We start from the raw sequence: 17,785 nt of genomic DNA, 5'->3' as shown, positions 1-17,785 counted from the left end.
AAAAAACAATTACGCGATGATTTTGGCAACCACACCAGCGCCGACAGTCTTGCCGCCTTCGCGGATCGCGAAGCGCAGACCTTCTTCCATGGCGATCGGGTTGATCAGCTTCACAGTGATCGACACGTTGTCACCAGGCATCACCATCTCTTTGCCTTCTGGCAACTCGATCGCTCCGGTCACGTCCGTGGTACGGAAGTAGAACTGGGGACGGTAGTTGTTGAAGAACGGGGTGTGACGGCCGCCTTCGTCTTTCGACAAAACGTAGATCTCACCGGTGAAGTGGGTGTGGGGCTTGATGGAGCCGGGCTTGCACAGCACTTGGCCGCGCTGCACGTCTTCGCGCTTGGTGCCGCGCAGCAGGATGCCGACGTTGTCGCCCGCTTGACCTTGGTCCAGCAGCTTGCGGAACATTTCCACGCCGGTGCAGGTGGTCTTCTGGGTGTCAGCGATACCGACGATTTCGATTTCTTCGCCGACTTTGACGATGCCGCGCTCAACGCGACCGGTCACCACGGTACCACGACCAGAGATGGAGAAGACGTCTTCCACAGGCATCAGGAAGGCACCGTCCACTGCACGCTCGGGCAGGGGGATGTAGGTGTCCAGGGCATCCGCCAGCTTCATGATGGCTTCTTCACCCAGGGGACCTTTGTCGCCTTCGAGGGCGAGTTTGGCGGAGCCATGGATGATGGGGGTGTCGTCACCAGGGAAATCGTATTTGTCGAGGAGCTCGCGCACTTCCATTTCAACGAGTTCGAGCAGTTCGGCGTCGTCCACCATGTCGCACTTGTTCAGGAACACGATGATGTAAGGCACGCCGACCTGGCGCGCCAGCAGGATGTGCTCGCGGGTCTGGGGCATGGGGCCGTCAGCTGCGGAGCAGACCAGAATGGCGCCGTCCATCTGGGCTGCGCCGGTGATCATGTTCTTCACATAGTCGGCGTGCCCGGGGCAGTCGACGTGAGCGTAGTGGCGGTTGGCCGTTTCGTACTCGACGTGGGCGGTGTTGATGGTAATGCCGCGTGCTTTTTCTTCAGGAGCCGCGTCGATCTGGTCATAGGCCTTGGCCTGACCGCCGAACTTGGCCGCCAGGATCGTGGTGATGGCCGCTGTCAGCGTCGTTTTACCGTGGTCGACGTGACCAATCGTGCCCACATTGACGTGGGGCTTGGTACGTGTGAATTTTTCTTTTCCCATTTTCAGACTCCGAAAAGTAAAGGACCATCAAATCAAAATCATCGCGTATCAATCAGCACCAACATCCAGCCAGCACACCCAATCAATACACCCAAACTGGTGCCCATTCCGGGAATCGGACCCGGGACCTCTCCCTTACCAAGGGAGTGCTCTGCCACTGAGCCAAATGGGCCAACCCAACCTGCCAACCGGCAGATCAAGCAAAAACTTTTACAACCAACCGACCATGCACATCAACTGTGGAGCGGGGTAGGAGAATCGAACTCCTCGCTTTAGCTTGGAAGGCTAAGGTATTACCACTATACGAACCCCGCACAGGCCTGCATTGCAAGCAACCATGAGCCGTTTCGCATACATCTTCACAATGCCTCAACGGCCATCTAACTATTCACTGGTGGAGAGGGCTGGATTCGAACCAGCGTACTCGTAAGAGGGCAGATTTACAGTCTGCTGCCATTAACCACTCGGCCACCTCTCCTTGGTGAACCCCGGATTATGCCATGAAAATATGACCAGTGAACAATTTGAATGCGTAACTTGTCGTCACCAGTCAATCGGCGCGCATCCGTGCTGGCGTAAATAGGCATTTGCCTGTCCGAAATGACCGCACCCCAGGAATGGCTTTGGTGGCCGCATCGCCGACAAAGGCGATGGATGGTTGGCCGTCAGCACCAGATGGCCCGCCTTTGCAGCTTCGTCCTTCTGACCTTCTGCCCTAATCAGGCCCTGCTTGGCTTGGGCATGGGCGCCCCACAACATAAACACGACCGGACTATTTTTTACCCCTACGGCCTTGACTATCTCATCAGTAAGCGCTTCCCAACCGCGCTGCGCATGACTGGCTGGCTTTCCATCTTCAACCGTCAAGCAGGTATTGAGCAGCAAAACGCCCTGAGTCGCCCAGGATGCCAGAGAGCCATTGCCGCTCGCCACAAATGGCCGGCATCCCAATTCGGGATCCCGAGCAATTTCCTTGAAAATATTGCGCAAGGACGGCGGCGGCTTGACGCCCGGCGCCACAGAAAAAGCCAGGCCCTCGGCCTGACCCGGTCCATGATAAGGGTCCTGTCCCAGGATCAGCACCTTGACCTGGGTCAGGGGCGTCAATGCCAGGGCGCGAAATGGCTCGGGGGGGTAGATGATGGCACCGTCACTGAGACGGCTGCGCAGGAACGCCCCTAATCGCTGCGCCGGGTCGCTGGCCAAAAAGCGATCGACAACAAGACGCCAGTCCTGCGCGACCGACCACCTCTCGGGTGCCCACTCGGTCAAATGCCGCGATACACCGGCCGGGGGCGTACCTTCCGGCAAAGCAAACCCGAAATCAGCCTGAAACCCTCGTGCAGTCGGCATTATTTACTATGAAATGGATAGCGCATCCGCTAATCGATCAATCGACAACGCTCACGCAGCGCCAAACAATTCCGCCAGCGCCATGCCCGGGTCAGCAGCACGCATGAAGGCTTCGCCGACCAGGAAGGCGTTGACGCCAGCCGCCCCCATGCGAAGCACATCTTCGCGGGTATGAATGCCACTCTCGGTCACCAGCAGACGGTCCTTGGGCACATCACGCATCAGGGCCAGCGTGGTATCCAGCGACACCTCGAAGGTCTTGAGATTGCGGTTATTGATGCCCACCAAGGGGGTTTTGAGTTTCAGCGCGCGCGCCAGTTCGGCGGCATCGTGAACTTCCACCAGCACAGCCATATCCAGGCTACGGGCAATCGCCTCAAAGTCCTTCATCTGTCCATCATCCAGAATGGCCGCAATCAGCAAAATCGCATCGGCCCCCATGGCGCGGGATTCATAGACCTGGTAGGCGTCAACAATGAAATCCTTGCGCAACACCGGCAACTGGCAGGAGGCACGCGCCTGCTTGAGGTAATCGATGCTGCCCTGGAAAAACTGCACATCAGTCAGCACCGACAAACAGGCGGCCCCGTGCTCCGCATAGCTTTGCGCAATGTCGGCTGGAATGAAGTCAGCCCGCAGCACGCCCTTGGAGGGGCTGGCCTTCTTGATTTCGGCAATCACGGCGGGCTGCCCCGCAGCGATCCTGGCGCGCATGGCAGCCAGGAAATCTCGCGTCAACACGCGAGATTCGGCATCTGCACGCACCAAGTCCAGGGACTTTCGCTTGCTGGCCGCCGCGACTTCCTCGCGTTTAACAACAACAATTTTGTCCAGAATATCAGTCATGCTTGGGCGACTCCTGGGAGCCATTTTTCAAAATGTTGATAAAAATGCGGTGCATCACCAGACCCACCACGATAAACAAGGCCGAGACACCCAAAGCGATCCAGGCACCTTCACCTTGCAGCAGTGCGGCCATATCAGGCGACGCTCAAGGCTTGCGCGGCAACCACCAATTGCGCCAGCTTGGCCCTCGCCGCTCCTGATTCGATAGCATGTCGCGCCAGATCCACGCCGGCCTTCATCGAATCCGCCACATTAGCGGCATACAGTGCCACACCGGCATTGAGGATCACGATGTCGCGTGGTGCACCAGGCACGTTGTCCAGCACCCCGATCAGCATGGCTTTGGACTGCTCTGGCGTCTCCACCTTGAGCGCGCGGTTGCTGGCCATGACCATGCCGAAATCTTCGGGATGAATTTCGTACTCGGTCACTTCGCCATGCTTGAGCTCCCCCACCAGCGTTGCGGCACCCAGGCTGACCTCATCCATGCCGTCCTTCCCGTAGACCACCACCGCATGCTCGGCACCCAGGCGCTGCAGCGCACGCACCTGAATACCCACCAGATCGGGGTGAAACACACCCATCAAAATGTTGGGCGCGTTGGCGGGATTGGTCAGCGGGCCCAGCAGATTGAAAATGGTCTTGATACCCAACTCTTTGCGCACCGGCGCCACGTTCTTCATGGCCGGATGGTGATTGGGGGCGAACATGAAACCTACGCCAACCTGCTCGATGCATTTCGCAATGGCTTCGGGCGCGAGATTGATACTGACACCAAGCGACTCCATCACATCGGCGCTGCCACTCTTGCTGCTGACGCTGCGGCCACCGTGCTTGCTCACCTTGGCCCCGGCCGCTGCCGCCACGAACATGGCGCAGGTCGAAATATTGAAAGTATGCGAGCCATCGCCACCCGTGCCCACGATGTCCACCAGATGGGTTTTGTCAGCCACCTGCACCTTGGTGGAAAACTCGCGCATCACCTGGGCGGCCGCCGTGATTTCTCCGATCGTCTCTTTCTTGACGCGCAGTCCGGTGATGAAGGCGGCGATCATCACGGGGGACCATTCGCCCTTCATGATCTGACGCACGATGTGCAGCATTTCATCGTGAAAGATCTCACGGTGTTCGATGGTGCGCAGCAGGGCTTCCTGCGGGGTAATGGTTTTAGAGTGGGGCATGGCGACGGTCTTGCTTCAGGAAGTTCTTCAGCATGGCGTGGCCATGCTCGGTGAGGATGCTCTCGGGGTGGAACTGCACGCCTTCGATGTCCAGCGTGGTGTGCTTCACACCCATGATTTCGCCATCGTCCGTCCAGGCCGTTACCTTGAGGCAGGACGGGCAGCTCGGGCGGTCGATCGCCAGCGAATGGTAGCGGTTGACCGTGAACTGCGCCGGCAAACCGGCAAACACGCCCTCTTGCGTCGTAGTGATGACACTGGTTTTGCCATGCATCAACTGCTGCGCGCGAATGATTTTGCCGCCAAAGGCCGCGCCAATCGACTGATGTCCCAGGCACACACCCAGAATCGGCAGTTTGCCGGCGAAATGCTGGATGGCGGCCACCGAAATGCCAGCCTCGGCAGGAGAGCAGGGGCCGGGCGAGATCACCAGGCGGTCCAGTTGCCCGGCTTTCAGACGTGCATCCATCTCGTCCAACGTGATTTCGTCATTGCGAAAGACCTCAACCTCGGCACCAAGTTCGCCCAGGTACTGGACGATGTTGTAGGTGAACGAGTCGTAGTTGTCGATCATCAGGAGTTTGATTTTTTGACTCATGGTGCTCACTCCAGCCCTTCTTCAACCAATTCGGATGCCCGCAACAAAGCCCGGGCCTTCGCTTCGGTTTCCTTCCACTCCAGCTCGGGCACCGAGTCGGCGACCACACCGGCCGCCGCCTGCACGTAGAGCATCTGGTCCTTGATGATGCCGGTGCGGATGGCAATCGCCACGTCCATATCACCTGCGTAACTCAGGTACCCACAAGCGCCGCCGTACAGGCCGCGCTTGCTCGGCTCCAGGCGGTCAATCAGCTCCATGGCATGCACCTTGGGCGCACCGGTGAGCGTGCCCGCAGGGAAGGTTGCCTTGAGCACATCCATGCTGGTCATGCCATCAAGGAGGGTGCCTTCGACGTTGCTCACGATGTGCATCACATGGCTGTAACGCTCCACGCTGAAGGCCTCTGTCACTTTCACGCTGCCAATTTTGGCAATTCGACCGATGTCATTGCGTGCCAGGTCAATCAGCATCACATGCTCGGCGCGCTCTTTGGGGTCGTTGATCAATTCCACTTCGGCCGCCTTGTCCAACTCGGGACTGGCACCGCGCGGCCGGGTACCGGCCAGAGGACGGATGGTGACTTTCTGCTCGGTCTTGCCCTCCAGCGTGACCTGTTCCTGGCGCACCAGAATCTCTGGCGAGGCACCGACCACGTGGAAATCGCCAAAGTGGTAGTAATACATGTAGGGGCTGGGGTTCAGCGCCCGCAAGGCCCGGTACAAACTGAGCGGTGACTCGGTGTAGCGCTTCTTGATGCGCTGGCCCACCTGCACTTGCATGAAATCCCCGCCGGCAATCAACTCCTTGGCACGCTCCACGGCGGCGATGTAGTCCGCCTTGGCGAATTCCCGCTCGGCCGGGTAGCCTTGCGTGGGCTTGACCACCGGGGCGCTGACCGAGTATTTGAGCTGATCTTTCAACTCACGCAGGCGCTTCTTGGCGTTGGCATACGCTTCGGGTCGTGACGGGTCTGCGTACACAATCAGGTACAGCTTGCCCGACAAGTTGTCGATCACAGCCAGTTCTTCGCATTGCAACAACAAGATGTCCGGGCAGCCCAGGGTGTCCGGCGGGCAGGAGTTGGCCAGCTTCTTCTCGATGTAACGAACGGCGTCGTAGCCGAAGTACCCCGCCAGTCCGCCACAAAAGCGGGGCAGGCCCGGGCGCAAGGCGACCTTGAACCGCTTCTGATAATCGGAAATGAAATCCAGTGGATTGACACTGGAGGTTTCCAGCACCACGTCGTCAGTCACGACCTCGGTGCGCACATCGGCGCCAAAGCCGCTGGAGCGAACCAGGGTTCGCGCCGGCAGGCCGATGAAGCTGTAGCGTCCAAAGCGTTCACCGCCCACCACGGACTCCAGCAGGAAGCTGTACTTGCCGCCGTTCTTGGCGTGCGCCAGCTTCAGGTACAGCGACAAGGGGGTTTCCAGATCGGCAAAGGCCTCCGCCATGAGCGGAATGCGGTTGTAGCCTTGGATACTCAGGCTTTTGAATTCGAGTTCAGAGATCACAGGGATGTTCTTTCAGTTCAGTGCCATACCCTGGGCATGTGGCCAGGGCTATCACCCCAGGCATGCAGCAGGTTTGGCGGGCAGCCCACGGGGCTGCGGGTCATTCAGACGAGAGAGAAATCAGGCGCGAGCCATCGATTCTTGCAGCGTACGCCAGGGCCAGGCTCCCCGGTCGCTACAACCTGTGATGCTGATACGGTGAATGAACATGGCGCCAGTGTAGCAAACTGCTGATCGGAAACCCTCTTGCGGGCAAGTGGAAACCACCCCAAAATGGGCACCTCGTTTAAATAGCACGATCGTTCCATTAACAGGAGACAGCATGAAATACATCAAACGCCTGGCCTTTGCGGTGATTACCGGCCTGCTCGCCTTCAACACACTGGCAGCCACCCTGGAAATCAATGGCGTCAAGGTGGAAGATACGGCAACGGTTAACGGGGTCAAACTGGGACTCAACGGCGCAGGGACACGCTACAAAGGGCCCTTCAAAGGCTACGTCGCTGGACTGTATTCGAGCAAGAAAGCCAGTAGCTTGGAGGAAGTTGTCAACCAACCCGGCCCCAAACGCATGACCATCACCCTGCTGCGGGAATTTGACGCCAATGAGCTGGGCAAGCTGCTCACCCGGGGCATGGAAGACAACATGGGCAAGGCGGCCATGTCCAAACTGATTCCGGGTCTGATGCGCATGAGCCAGATCTTCTCGGACCAAAAGAAGCTGGCGGCGGGGGACAACTTCATGATCGAGTGGATTCCGGGGGCTGGCAGCGTGATCACCGTCAAGGGCAAAGCCCAGGGTGAGCCCTTCAAGGAACCTGAATTCTTTATGGCCTTGATGTCGATCTGGCTCGGTCCGTCACCCGCAGACTGGAAACTCAAGGACGCGTTGCTGAATATCAAATAGGTTCGGGATGCGCGGTCAGCGTGATGCCATCAATGACAGGGAAAAACCGCCTGCATCGGGGAATTTGAGGGAGCTGGTGATGCACAAAGTCTAGGATAGACTGCTGCCCAGATTCAATTTGGAAAAGGCGTTCATCATGAACCTCCGCGATATGAAAATTTCCCTCCGACTCATGCTCGGTTTCGGCGTTCTGGCTTTTTTGATCATGCTCATGGGCGGCATCGCGGCCGTCAAAACCGATACCGTCAGCGATGGTGTCGACAAGGTGGTTCATGGCAACGTCCCGATTGTGGTGAGCCTTTTTGAGGTCAAAGGCGACATCAACCTGATCGCCCGATCGCTGGGCAACATGGTCATCCTGACTGATCCGGCGGACATCAAAAAGGAGGCTGCCCGTATCGAGGCAACGCGCAAGCGAATTCTTGAACGTCTGGAAAAACTCGGCCAGCAAATCAAATCAACCGAAGGCAAGGCCGGCCTGGCCAAGGTTCTCGACGTGCGGACCAAATACGTGGCGCAGCAAAATAAATTCATGGAACTCGTGGATGGCTCCAGGGTTGACGAAGCCAAAACCGTGCTGATGAGCGAGGTGCTGGGCGTACAACTGGCCTACTTCGACGCCATCGACGCGATGATCAAGTACCAGGAGAAGCTGATGGGCAGCGCTGCGGACGAGGCCACCGGCGAGGTCAACGGCATGAAGCTGATTATGGTCACAGCCGTTCTGATTGCCCTGGCGGTAGCGGTGCTGACGGCCCTGTGGATCATTCGCGCCATCACAGGCCCCATCAACCAGGCAGTGGCCATCACGCGTTCTGTGGCGGCGGGTGACCTGAGTGTGCAGATCAATGCCGAAGGTAAAAATGAAACCGCGCAGTTACTGATGGCGCTCAAGGATATGCAGGCCAGCCTGATCAGGCTGGTCGCCAACGTACGGCAGGGGTCTGAAAGCGTGGCCACTGCCAGTGCCGAGATCGCCTCTGGCAACCACGACCTGTCTGCACGAACCGAGAGCCAAGCCAGCGCTCTGGAGCAAACCGCTGCATCAATGGAGCAGCTCAGTTCTACCGTCAAGCAAAACGCCGACAGTGCCCGCCAGGCCAACCAGCTCGCCATGAGTGCTTCGACGGTGGCCATCAAGGGCGGCGAAGTGGTCAGCCAGGTGGTCGACACCATGCGGGGCATCAACGACGCCTCGCGCAAGATATCCGACATCATCAGCGTGATTGACGGGATTGCCTTTCAAACCAATATTCTGGCACTCAATGCTGCCGTCGAAGCAGCCCGCGCCGGCGAGCAGGGCCGAGGATTTGCCGTGGTGGCCAGTGAAGTACGCTCGCTGGCCGGTCGCTCGGCTGAAGCTGCCAGGGAAATCAAAACATTGATCAATGCCAGTGTGGAGCGGGTGGAACAGGGCACCACGCTGGTGGATGAAGCTGGTGCCACCATGACTGAAGTGGTGAGCAGCATCCGCCGCGTGACCGACATCATGGGTGAAATCAGCGCGGCCAGCAACGAGCAGGCCTCCGGCGTGGCCCAGGTGGGTGAGGCCGTGTCGCAGATGGACCAGGCCACGCAACAAAATGCAGCCTTGGTGGAAGAGATGGCTGCCGCAGCGAGCAGCCTGAAGTCACAGGCCCAGGAACTGGTGCAGGTGGTAGTGGCCTTTAAGCTGAGCGCCAATGATGCCCTGCATGGCACGGCATCGCCCGCCGCAGTGCGGTCCCATAAACCAGGCGCTGCGCCGTTCAAGGGAATTGAACGACGCGGCGGCGGCATACCACAGGGAGCGGCAGCCCGCTCCCCTGCAGGTGCACCACCCAAGCCGGCGGCAGCACCTCCAAAGCCCGCCACGGCCGCGGAATCCACCGTGGCCACCGCAACGACCAAGGCCGTCACACCCAAAGGTGGCGATGACGACTGGGAAACCTTTTGAATTTCATACAGCGGCTTACCGCACCCCTGGTCCTTATCACAGGAGCCCTTGCCGGCGGCGCCTGCCTGGCGGGTCGGCCCCTGGCAGTGGACGATGCCAATGTCAACGACGTCGGTGCGGGTCATGTGGAGGCCTGGTACGCGCGCACTGCCGGCGGCGTGAATGTGTGGACGGTGGCGCCAGCCTACGGATTGATTGAAGGTGTGGAAATTGGTGGCTCACTCGCACGCGACGCCACCAACAAGGTCAACACCAGCGCACTGCAGGCCAAGTTCCGCCTCACACCCTCGCGTAAGGATGGCTGCAATGTTGGTGCCGTGATCGGCGCATCGCAGCCCAACAACGACACAACCAACACCACCTACCTCAATGGTTTGCTCAGTTGCAATGGCGAAGCAGGCTCGCTGCACATCAACTTGGGGGCCAACCGTCCGCCCGACAGTCCCACGCTGTTGACCTGGGGTCTGGCGATCGAGCGGGAATTCGGCGCTCTGACGCCCCACCTGGAATATTTCGGACAGGAGCAGTCCATCCCTACGTTTCAAATCGGGCTGCGCACCCAGTTGAACAAGAACCTGCAGCTAGATGGCACGGTGGGCCGCGTCGGCACTGACACGCTTTTCAGCCTTGGCCTGAAATTTCTGTTCTGACGCCGGGCAAGGTTAAAGCCACGCAGCGGAACGGCGCGAGCTAGAGCGCGATCAAGTCTTCCAGCGAGTCGGCGTAGCCATCCGCATCCACAGCATGAATGGGCTGACCATGGTTGTAGCCATAGGTCACCAGCAGCACGGGGCAGCCTGCCGCGCGCGCAGCAGAGGCGTCGTTGCTGGAGTCGCCAATCATCAGGGTTCTGTGCGGCAAGCTGCCCAAGGCCTCGCACGCTTTCAGCAGAGGCAAAGGGTCAGGCTTTTTTCGCTCAAAAGCGTCACCGCCATAGGTCACAGCAAAGAATTTGTCCAGACCTTTCAGTTCCAGCAAAGCCCGTGCAAACGCAGTGGGCTTGTTGGTCAGGCAGGCCAGCTTCAGGCCACGCGCCTTGAGCTGCTCCAAGCCAGCGTTGACACCGGGGTAAACCAAGGCATGCTGACCATTGATCGCCAGGTAATGGCGCTGGTAGCTCGTCCATGCGAGCTGAAACAAGGGCTCCTGATCATCGGCATCGACTGCCGACAACACGCTCTTGATCAGGTGCTCAGACCCTTTGCCCACCAGCCGGGCGACTGTGGCGCGCTCCATGCGGGCATGGCGGTACGGCGGTGGCAAATCACCCAGCATGAGGTTGAGCGCCACCACAAAATCACCGAGTGTGTCAACCATGGTGCCGTCCAAATCCACCATCACAGCGTCAATATCAAACTGGTTCAACTTCATAGATTTCCGGGAAATTTGCAGTCTACAACCAAGGCTGGGTCAAGAGTGCCCCAAGCTCCAACAAACAGTCATGTGTCTGACTTCGGGGCTATAGTGTTCCACCGCCATCCATTCATGAGTCGTCAGGATTAAACATGAACTCAACCATCACCGCCCTGACGGGCTTCATTGCCTGGTCCCTCTTCCTCTTGGTGCTCATGGAAGTCATTCGCTCCAAGCTGGTCGTCACCAAAATCGTGCCGGCAAACGGGTTCAACCCGGACAACTCCAACCTGTCACCTTTCATGCAGCGCCTGGCGCGGGCACATGCCAACTGCATCGAAGGCTTACCCATCTTCGGAGGTCTCATGCTCATTGCCGTGGTAGCAGGAAAAACCTCCATCACCGACCCTTTAGCCTACGTCTTGCTCTCTGCGCGCATGGCTCAGTCCATCATTCATCTCAGTTCTCTGTCGGCTTTCGCCGTTAGTCTTCGGTTTTCGGCATTTGCCGTGCAACTGAGCATTGGCGTGTACTGGTCTATTCGCCTTCTTTTGACCTAGCCTGGACAGTGATTCAACTACGGAATCTGTGGTCCGAATTGACCCTGGCATGTGCAGTGGCAGCGCTTTCAACTTATCCTCGCCATTTCACCAAATAGAGAAGTACTCATGACCAGCCCGATGTATACGAATTCCGTTCCTGTCTTCAAGCAAATGCTGACAGCTCTCAAGACCATTCTTGGCCAGGCCGATGCACACCTTGGCGGGAAGGCCATTGATCCGGACGCGTTGTTGCAAGCACGCCTGTATCTGGATATGTTCCCGCTGGTCAAGCAAGTGCAGATCGCGGCCGACTTCGCGCGTGGCATATCGGCTCGACTGTCCGGTGCCGATGTTCCTGCCTTTGAGGGCAAGGAGCAGAGCTTTGCCGATCTGGACGTGCTACTGGCAAAGACCTTGGCATTTCTGGATGGCTTGGACAGCGCGTCCTTCGACGGCAGCGAGTCCAAAGAGATTGTGCTGCGACCTGGTACGCCGAAAGAGAAAAAACTCAGTGGTCAGGTCTATCTATCGAACTACGGTTTGCCACAATTTTTCTTCCATATCACCACCGCTTACGCCATCCTGCGACATAACGGTCTGGAAATCGGCAAGCGTGATTACATGGGCGCTTATTGATAGCGAGAGGCCGAGGCGTCCGATGGGGTTATGGATCAAAGACAGCTCTGGGCCTAAAAGAGACGCCTGAACCGAACTCTCGATTTCCTCTCCCGCATGCAAATCAACTGCCTATCGAACCAACCGGCACATCAAGCGCCCGGCCCTACTTCACAAGCTGGTTGAGTTGAATAATGGGCAACAGAACGGCCAGCACGATCAGCATCACCACCACGCCCATAGCCACAATCAGCAGCGGCTCCAGCACGGTGGCCAACTGCATGGCGCGGCGGGCCACTTCGGTGCTGAGTTGCCGGGCGGCACGTGCCAGCATCACCGGCAGCTGACCGGTCTGCTCACCCAGGCGGGCGAACATGGCCAGCAGGCCGGGAAAGCGCTTCTTCTGCGCCAGTGCAGAGGCCAGGGGAGCCCCCTCACGCACCAACACCAGCGCGTCCAGCGCATCGGTGCGCATGGCGCGGTTGGACAATGTTTCGGCAGCCGATTGAAGCGCTTTAAGAATCGGGACACCCGCCGCCGACAGCATGGCAAGGGTGCTGGCAAAACGCGCGGTGTTGTAGCTGCGTGACAACTTGCCCAGAATCGGCAGGCGCAACCAGGTTGCGTCAAATTTTTCACGAAACAGGGCGCTAGACCACGCTATTCTTGCCCCGACAGCGATGCAAGCAATAGCACCCAGCAAGACCCAGGCGTAACTCCGCAAGAAGTCGCTGGTGGCGATCATGAGCACGGTCAACAGCGGCAAGGCGCGCTTGCTGCCGGCAAACACATGGGCTACCTGCGGTACGACATAAGTGACCAGAAACAGCACGATCAGGATGGCCACCACCGTCACGATGGCCGGATAAAGCGCTGCGCCAATGAGTTTGGCTTTGAGCGCCTGCTGCTCCTCCAGGTCGTCCGCCAGGCGTTCAAGCACCAGCCCCAGGTTGCCGCTTTGCTCGCCCGCGCCAATCACCGCAATGAAGATCGGCGAGAACTCGCGCGGATGTTGTGCCAGCGCCTTGGCAAAGGTCGAGCCACCGTTCACCTCGGCTCGCAGCGTGGCCACCAGATGATGTTCGGCCTCCCCCTCGGACTCATCGGCCAGCGAGGTCAACGCGCGCTCCAGGGGCAGCCCCGAGGACACCAGTCCAGCCAATTGCCGCGTCCAGACACCGAGCCCTGTGGGGCTGAAGACACGGCGGCGCATGATGCGTGAACCCTGCGCTGCAGCGCCCTGGTTTGAAGCCGGATCGGTGCCGGCCCCAACGGCTTCCACCTTCATGGGCACCAGCGCCTGGCCGCGCAGCAGGCTGCGGGCCGCCTTGGCGGAGTCAGCCTCCATCACGCCTTTGCGGGTTTCCCCCAGCGCGGTCAAGGCTTCAAACGAATAAACGGGCATGGCGCTGCTCCAGTGGTAGCGGCTAGTCGCGCGTCACGCGCACCAGCTCTTCGCGCGAGGTCACACCACTGTGTACCAGCCGCGTGCCATCGTCGCGCATCAAGGTCATGCCACCGGCCAGGGCTGCGGCACGGATGTCGGCCTCGGAGGCGCGGTTGTGAATTTGCGCGCGGATGGCGTCGTCTGCAACCAACAGCTCAAACACGCCGGTACGCCCTGCGTACCCGGTGTGGCCGCAGTGTTCGCAACCCGGCCCGTGGCACTGGGTACACAGTTTGCGCACCAGGCGCTGCGCCAAGACCCCCAGCAACGAGGAGCTGAGCAAGAACGGCTCGACACCCATGTCGGTCAGACGCGTCACAGCACTCGACGCATCGTTGGTGTGCAGCGTGGCCAGCACCAGATGGCCGGTGAGCGAGGCTTGTATGGCGATCTGGGCGGTCTCGAAATCGCGTATCTCACCGATCATGATCACGTCCGGGTCCTGCCGCAAAATGGCGCGCAAGGCTTTGGCAAAGGTCAGATCAATCTTGGCGTTCACCTGGGTCTGCCCGATACCCGCCAGTTCGTACTCGATGGGGTCTTCCACCGTCATGATGTTGCTGGCGCGGGCATCAAGCCGTTGCAAGGCCGCGTACAGCGTGGTGGTCTTGCCCGAGCCCGTGGGCCCGGTGACGAGGATGATGCCGTGCGGTTGCGCAATCAGGTGCTCGAACCGCTTGAGCACGGCGCCCTGCATGCCGACCGACTCCAGGCTCAGCTTGCTCTCGCTCTTGTCGAGCAGACGCAGCACCGCGCGCTCGCCGTGGGCGCTGGGCAGGGTACTGACGCGCACGTCCACGGCCCGCGTGCCGATGCGCAGTGAGATGCGCCCGTCTTGCGGCAGACGTCGTTCGGCAATGTCAAGCTCGGCCATGATCTTGAGGCGAGAAATCAACGCGGCATGCAAGGCCCGGTTGGGCCGGACCACTTCGCGCAGGTTGCCATCGACCCGGAACCGCACGCTGGAGTGGCGTTCATAGGGCTCGATGTGAATGTCGCTGGCACCATCTCGCGCGGCTTGCGTAAGCAGCGCATTGAGCATGCGGATGATGGGCGCGTCGTCCGAGGTTTCCAGCAGGTCTTCGATGGCGGGCAGTTCCTGCATCATGCGCGACAAATCAACATCGCTCTCCACCTCGCTCACCACGGCAGCGGCACTGGATTCGCCCTGTGCATAGGCCGTGCTGATGCGTTGGATCAGCAGTTCAGGCGTCTGCACCTGCAGCCCCTGAACCGGGTATTTGCGCAAGACCTCGCTCACCGCGCTGGCAAGCGATTCGGGATGCACACACAGGGTGAGCTCACCCGACTCGTCCTCCAGCAGCAACTGGTTGGTTCGGGCGAATGCGTAAGGTAGCGGGTAACGCATGGCGGCTTGTCCCCGACTCAAGGCTGGGGTTTCGCAGCCGGTGCAACCGGTGCCGAGGCCGGCCGGGCCACAGGCAAAGCGGGCAACTGCGGCGCCTCGTTGATCGGCACCATCGTGCTCGGCACGGGCTGCGCATCCTTGAGTCCGGAGCGCATGAGGTCATAGCGGTCCACGGACAGCCGCTCGGTGGACTGGGCATCACGCACCACCACCGGGCGCAAGAACACCATCAGGTTGGTCTTCTTGCGGGCACGCGCCTCGCTCTTAAAGAGGTTGCCAAAAAACGGGATGTCGCCCAAGCCCGGCACCTTCTCCTGGTTGCCGGAATACTCGTCCTGCAGCAAGCCCCCCAGCACCACCACGGCACCATCTTCCACCAGCACATTGGATTCGATGGTGCGTTTGTTGGTGGTGGGGCCATTGGCCGCATTGGCGGTGGCGGCCAGCACGCTGGACACCTCCTGGTAAATGGCCAGCTTGACGGTGCCGTTCTCGCTGATCTGCGGTTTGACCTTGAGGGTCAGGCCAACGTCCTTGCGTTCAATGGTCTGGAACGGGTTGACCGTGCCGTTGTTGGCACCGCTCCCCGTGTTGGTGAACTGTCCGGTGACAAAGGGCACGTTCTGGCCAATAACGATTTTGGCCTCCTCGTTGTCCAGCGTGAGCAGGTTGGGTGTGGACAGGACATTGCCGCTGCCACTTTCCTCCAGAAAGCGCGCCAGAAAACCGAGCACATAAACGCCATTGGTCTGCTGGGCAGCGCCCAGGTTCAGTCCGCGGGCAGGCGTCACCGTGCCGGTGGCACCCTGCGTGGCGAGGTTCACGATGTTCTTGGCGCCAGCACCAAAGTTGGTGCCCAGCAGGCCAATGACGCCATCGCCGTTTTTACCCAGGGCACCTTGCCACTGGATGCCAAATTCAGCGGCCCGATCGACGCTGACTTCGGCAATCAAGCTCTCGACAAACACCTGGGCACGCCGCGCATCGAGCTTGTCAATGACAGCACGCAACTGACGGTATTGGGGTTCTGGCGCAGTGATGATGAGCGCATTGGTTGCGGGGTCGGCCTGGACTTGTCCGCCCGCGGTGGTGGCGCTGGCCCCCGGCAGGGCCATGGCGGGTGATGCACCCGTGGCTGCGCTTGCAGGGCGCGCCTCGCCGGCCATTGCGGCACGCAGGGTGGCAGCGAGCTTGGTGGCATCGGCATTCTTCAGGTAGACCACATAGATGTTGCCTGCCGCGCCATTGCTGCCCTGCGCTGGCGGCTGGTCCAGCTTGTCCACCAGAGACTTCACCAACGCCACCCGCGCCTGGTTGGCCGCACGCAGTATGAGCGTGTTGCTGCGGGGCTCGGCCACCAGCAGGGTCTTGAATGACGAATCAATCTGGCCCGCCACCGCGCCGATGCCAGTGCCTGCGGAATCCATCAGACGCAACACCAGTGGCGCCAGATCTGACGCAATGGCGTGCTTGAGCGGCAAGACCTCCACATCGGTGGCATTGGAGACATCCATGGCGGCAATGATGCGGGCGATGCGGCGCAAATTGTCGCCATAGTCGGTGATCACCAGCGAGTTGTTGGCCGGGTTGGCGTTGATGGTGTTATTGGGGCTGATCAACGGACGAAGAATGGGCACCAGGTTGTTGGCCGACTCGAAGTTGAGCCGGAAAATCTGGGTGGAGATCTGATTGCCGGCGCCGGCATCATCCACGGCCACGGCACCGCTTTGCAATTTCGCGTCAGCCTCGGGCACCACTTTGTAAAGACCGGCAGACTCCACCATGGTAAAGCCCTGCAGTCGCAGGGCAGCCAGGAACTGGTTCATGGCCATGCGGCTGCTCACCGGCTTCTCGGTTACCAGGGTCAGCGTGCCTTTCACGCGCGGGTCCACCACCACATTGAAGCCAGTGATGCTGGCCATGGTCCGCGCCACGGCCTCAATGTCGGCGTTGTTGAAATTCAGGGTCACGGGCTGACCCGGCTTTCTCGACTCCGCAGGAGTCTGCGCCATCGAGATGGAGGCAAAAACCCCCAGCACCAGCGTCAACAGAACATGGACAGCCGTCAAACCAAGAGCATGTTGACGAGACAGAAAGATACGATGTGTCATACGGGTTCAACCTACTTTAATGATGGCACGCGCACCGTCGCGCCGCCCAATGATGTTCAGAAGATTTGACAAGGCCTCCAGGCGGTTTGGAGCGGCGCTGGCCTCGCCCTCAAAGCGCCAACGTGATCCTGCCCATTGGCCACGGCCGGACAACTGGAGACTGCCTTCCAGCGTTTCCAGTGCAAGCGTTGGCGCGGCACCTCCATGGAGTGTCAGGCGGTAGCTTCCCATGGGTCGCAGGGTCGACAGGCGTGAGACCATTCGTTCGGCATCCAGCCGGGCACGCCCGGTCACGGACATGCGTCCCGCCGCCCACTGGACTGACAAGCCTTGCGTGACCAGCATGAGGGTACCCTCCAGCTGCACCGTGTTCCATGGGGTGCCCAATCCGGCGAGCCATTGGGCGGGCCACTGCGACTGGCTGTCGTTCAACAACAGGGTGGCGCCACCCCAGTGCGGCAACAGGCTGACACCCCAGGGCGTCTGCATGCAGCAGTCCGCGCTCACCTCGGCCAGTATGGCGCCCCAGGCCGGCCGAATGCGCCAGGCGAGGCGTCCGGGCAGGGTGCTGGCGTCAGTGCTTCCCGCACCGCCAGCCAACGTGAGCTGGGCCGATCCATTCCAGGCGGTGCCACGCGCATCCTTGAAAATCAGGCGTCCTTGCGTGAATTCCTGACACGCCTCGGTCACCCAACGCGCTGGCAGATTGAGCAGGGTCATCAACAACAGCCCCAGCAGGGCTCCGGCAGCGGCCCACGCCCAGGGTGGCGACATGGGTGCAGACAATTTGATGCGGGACATGGGCAGCCG

General features: G+C 59.9%; 17 protein-coding genes and 3 tRNA genes. 5 read left to right on the top strand and 15 right to left on the bottom strand.

Annotation, left to right across the window (positions count from 1 at the left end; all coding sequences use genetic code 11):
- Nucleotides 1-9 precede the first annotated feature (9 nt).
- From tuf to trpE, 10 genes are all read right to left on the bottom strand, one after another.
- Nucleotides 10-1,200, bottom strand: coding sequence for an elongation factor Tu (tuf, locus tag IV109_RS17355; RefSeq protein WP_296698071.1), 1,191 nt, complete (start codon nt 1,198-1,200; stop codon nt 10-12).
- 97 nt (nt 1,201-1,297) lie between these two features.
- Nucleotides 1,298-1,372, bottom strand: a tRNA-Thr gene (locus IV109_RS17350).
- 68 nt (nt 1,373-1,440) lie between these two features.
- Nucleotides 1,441-1,514, bottom strand: a tRNA-Gly gene (locus IV109_RS17345).
- Between the two features lie 78 nt (nt 1,515-1,592).
- Nucleotides 1,593-1,678, bottom strand: a tRNA-Tyr gene (locus IV109_RS17340).
- A gap of 65 nt (nt 1,679-1,743) precedes the next feature.
- Complete coding sequence (locus IV109_RS17335) at nt 1,744-2,553, bottom strand: uracil-DNA glycosylase (protein WP_296699695.1); 810 nt, start codon at nt 2,551-2,553, stop codon at nt 1,744-1,746.
- A gap of 51 nt (nt 2,554-2,604) precedes the next feature.
- Nucleotides 2,605-3,399: an indole-3-glycerol phosphate synthase TrpC gene (trpC, locus tag IV109_RS17330; protein WP_296699693.1), complete on the bottom strand. Its 795-nt coding sequence runs from the start codon at nt 3,397-3,399 to the stop codon at nt 2,605-2,607.
- Complete coding sequence (locus tag IV109_RS17325) at nt 3,392-3,532, bottom strand: hypothetical protein (protein ID WP_296699690.1); 141 nt, start codon at nt 3,530-3,532, stop codon at nt 3,392-3,394. The genes trpC and IV109_RS17325 overlap by 8 nt, the downstream gene beginning before the upstream one ends.
- Nucleotide 3,533: 1 nt before the next feature.
- A complete protein-coding gene (gene trpD / locus IV109_RS17320) occupies nt 3,534-4,580 on the bottom strand; it encodes an anthranilate phosphoribosyltransferase (RefSeq protein WP_296699687.1) in 1,047 nt (348 codons plus the stop codon).
- On the bottom strand, nt 4,567-5,178 hold the full coding sequence (locus IV109_RS17315; protein ID WP_296699683.1) for an aminodeoxychorismate/anthranilate synthase component II: 612 nt from the start codon (nt 5,176-5,178) through the stop codon (nt 4,567-4,569). Before IV109_RS17315 ends, trpD begins: the two co-directional genes overlap by 14 nt.
- A 5-nt stretch (nt 5,179-5,183) precedes the next feature.
- Nucleotides 5,184-6,695, bottom strand: a complete 1,512-nt coding sequence (gene trpE, locus IV109_RS17310) for an anthranilate synthase component I (RefSeq protein ID WP_296699680.1) — start codon at nt 6,693-6,695, stop codon at nt 5,184-5,186.
- Between the two features lie 322 nt (nt 6,696-7,017).
- On the opposite strand from trpE, the gene IV109_RS17305 reads away from it, so the two are divergent.
- The 3 genes from IV109_RS17305 to IV109_RS17295 all read left to right on the top strand — a co-directional run bounded on the left by IV109_RS17305 (nt 7,018) and on the right by IV109_RS17295 (nt 10,188).
- Nucleotides 7,018-7,602 (top strand): chalcone isomerase family protein, encoded by a 585-nt coding sequence (locus tag IV109_RS17305; protein ID WP_296699677.1) that lies wholly within the window; start codon nt 7,018-7,020, stop codon nt 7,600-7,602.
- 136 nt (nt 7,603-7,738) lie between these two features.
- Nucleotides 7,739-9,538, top strand: a complete 1,800-nt coding sequence (locus tag IV109_RS17300) for a methyl-accepting chemotaxis protein (RefSeq protein ID WP_296699674.1) — start codon at nt 7,739-7,741, stop codon at nt 9,536-9,538.
- Nucleotides 9,535-10,188, top strand: coding sequence for a hypothetical protein (locus IV109_RS17295; RefSeq protein WP_296699671.1), 654 nt, complete (start codon nt 9,535-9,537; stop codon nt 10,186-10,188). The genes IV109_RS17300 and IV109_RS17295 overlap by 4 nt, the downstream gene beginning before the upstream one ends.
- A gap of 40 nt (nt 10,189-10,228) precedes the next feature.
- On the opposite strand, the gene gph is transcribed toward IV109_RS17295, so the two are convergent.
- Nucleotides 10,229-10,909 (bottom strand): phosphoglycolate phosphatase, encoded by a 681-nt coding sequence (gene gph, locus IV109_RS17290; RefSeq protein ID WP_296699668.1) that lies wholly within the window; start codon nt 10,907-10,909, stop codon nt 10,229-10,231.
- A gap of 134 nt (nt 10,910-11,043) precedes the next feature.
- Between gph and IV109_RS17285 the strand changes: the two genes are divergently transcribed.
- Together IV109_RS17285 and IV109_RS17280 are read left to right on the top strand one after the other, a co-directional pair.
- On the top strand, nt 11,044-11,451 hold the full coding sequence (locus IV109_RS17285; RefSeq protein ID WP_296699665.1) for an MAPEG family protein: 408 nt from the start codon (nt 11,044-11,046) through the stop codon (nt 11,449-11,451).
- A gap of 108 nt (nt 11,452-11,559) precedes the next feature.
- Nucleotides 11,560-12,069, top strand: coding sequence for a DUF1993 family protein (locus IV109_RS17280; RefSeq protein WP_296699661.1), 510 nt, complete (start codon nt 11,560-11,562; stop codon nt 12,067-12,069).
- A gap of 145 nt (nt 12,070-12,214) precedes the next feature.
- On the opposite strand, the gene gspF is transcribed toward IV109_RS17280, so the two are convergent.
- The 4 genes from gspF to gspN are packed head-to-tail and all read right to left on the bottom strand — an operon-like array spanning nt 12,215 to nt 17,776.
- Nucleotides 12,215-13,453 carry a type II secretion system inner membrane protein GspF gene (gene gspF / locus IV109_RS17275; RefSeq protein ID WP_296699659.1) on the bottom strand — a complete coding sequence of 413 codons (1,239 nt, stop codon included), beginning with the start codon at nt 13,451-13,453 and terminating at the stop codon, nt 12,215-12,217.
- 22 nt (nt 13,454-13,475) lie between these two features.
- Nucleotides 13,476-14,864 (bottom strand): ATPase, T2SS/T4P/T4SS family, encoded by a 1,389-nt coding sequence (locus IV109_RS17270; RefSeq protein WP_296699656.1) that lies wholly within the window; start codon nt 14,862-14,864, stop codon nt 13,476-13,478.
- Between the two features lie 17 nt (nt 14,865-14,881).
- Nucleotides 14,882-16,975: a type II secretion system secretin GspD gene (gene gspD / locus IV109_RS17265; protein ID WP_296699653.1), complete on the bottom strand. Its 2,094-nt coding sequence runs from the start codon at nt 16,973-16,975 to the stop codon at nt 14,882-14,884.
- A gap of 6 nt (nt 16,976-16,981) precedes the next feature.
- The gene (gspN, locus tag IV109_RS17260) at nt 16,982-17,776 is read right to left on the bottom strand and encodes a type II secretion system protein N (protein ID WP_296699649.1); all 795 of its coding nucleotides are present in this window, start codon (nt 17,774-17,776) and stop codon (nt 16,982-16,984) included.
- Between the last annotated feature and the right edge of the window lie 9 nt (nt 17,777-17,785).

This window comes from Rhodoferax sp. (genome assembly GCF_018780565.1).
Taxonomy (GTDB): Bacteria; Pseudomonadota; Gammaproteobacteria; order Burkholderiales; family Burkholderiaceae_C; genus Rhodoferax.
Note: the sequence above shows the minus strand (reverse complement) of the source record. Positions and strands in the feature narration are given on the sequence as shown.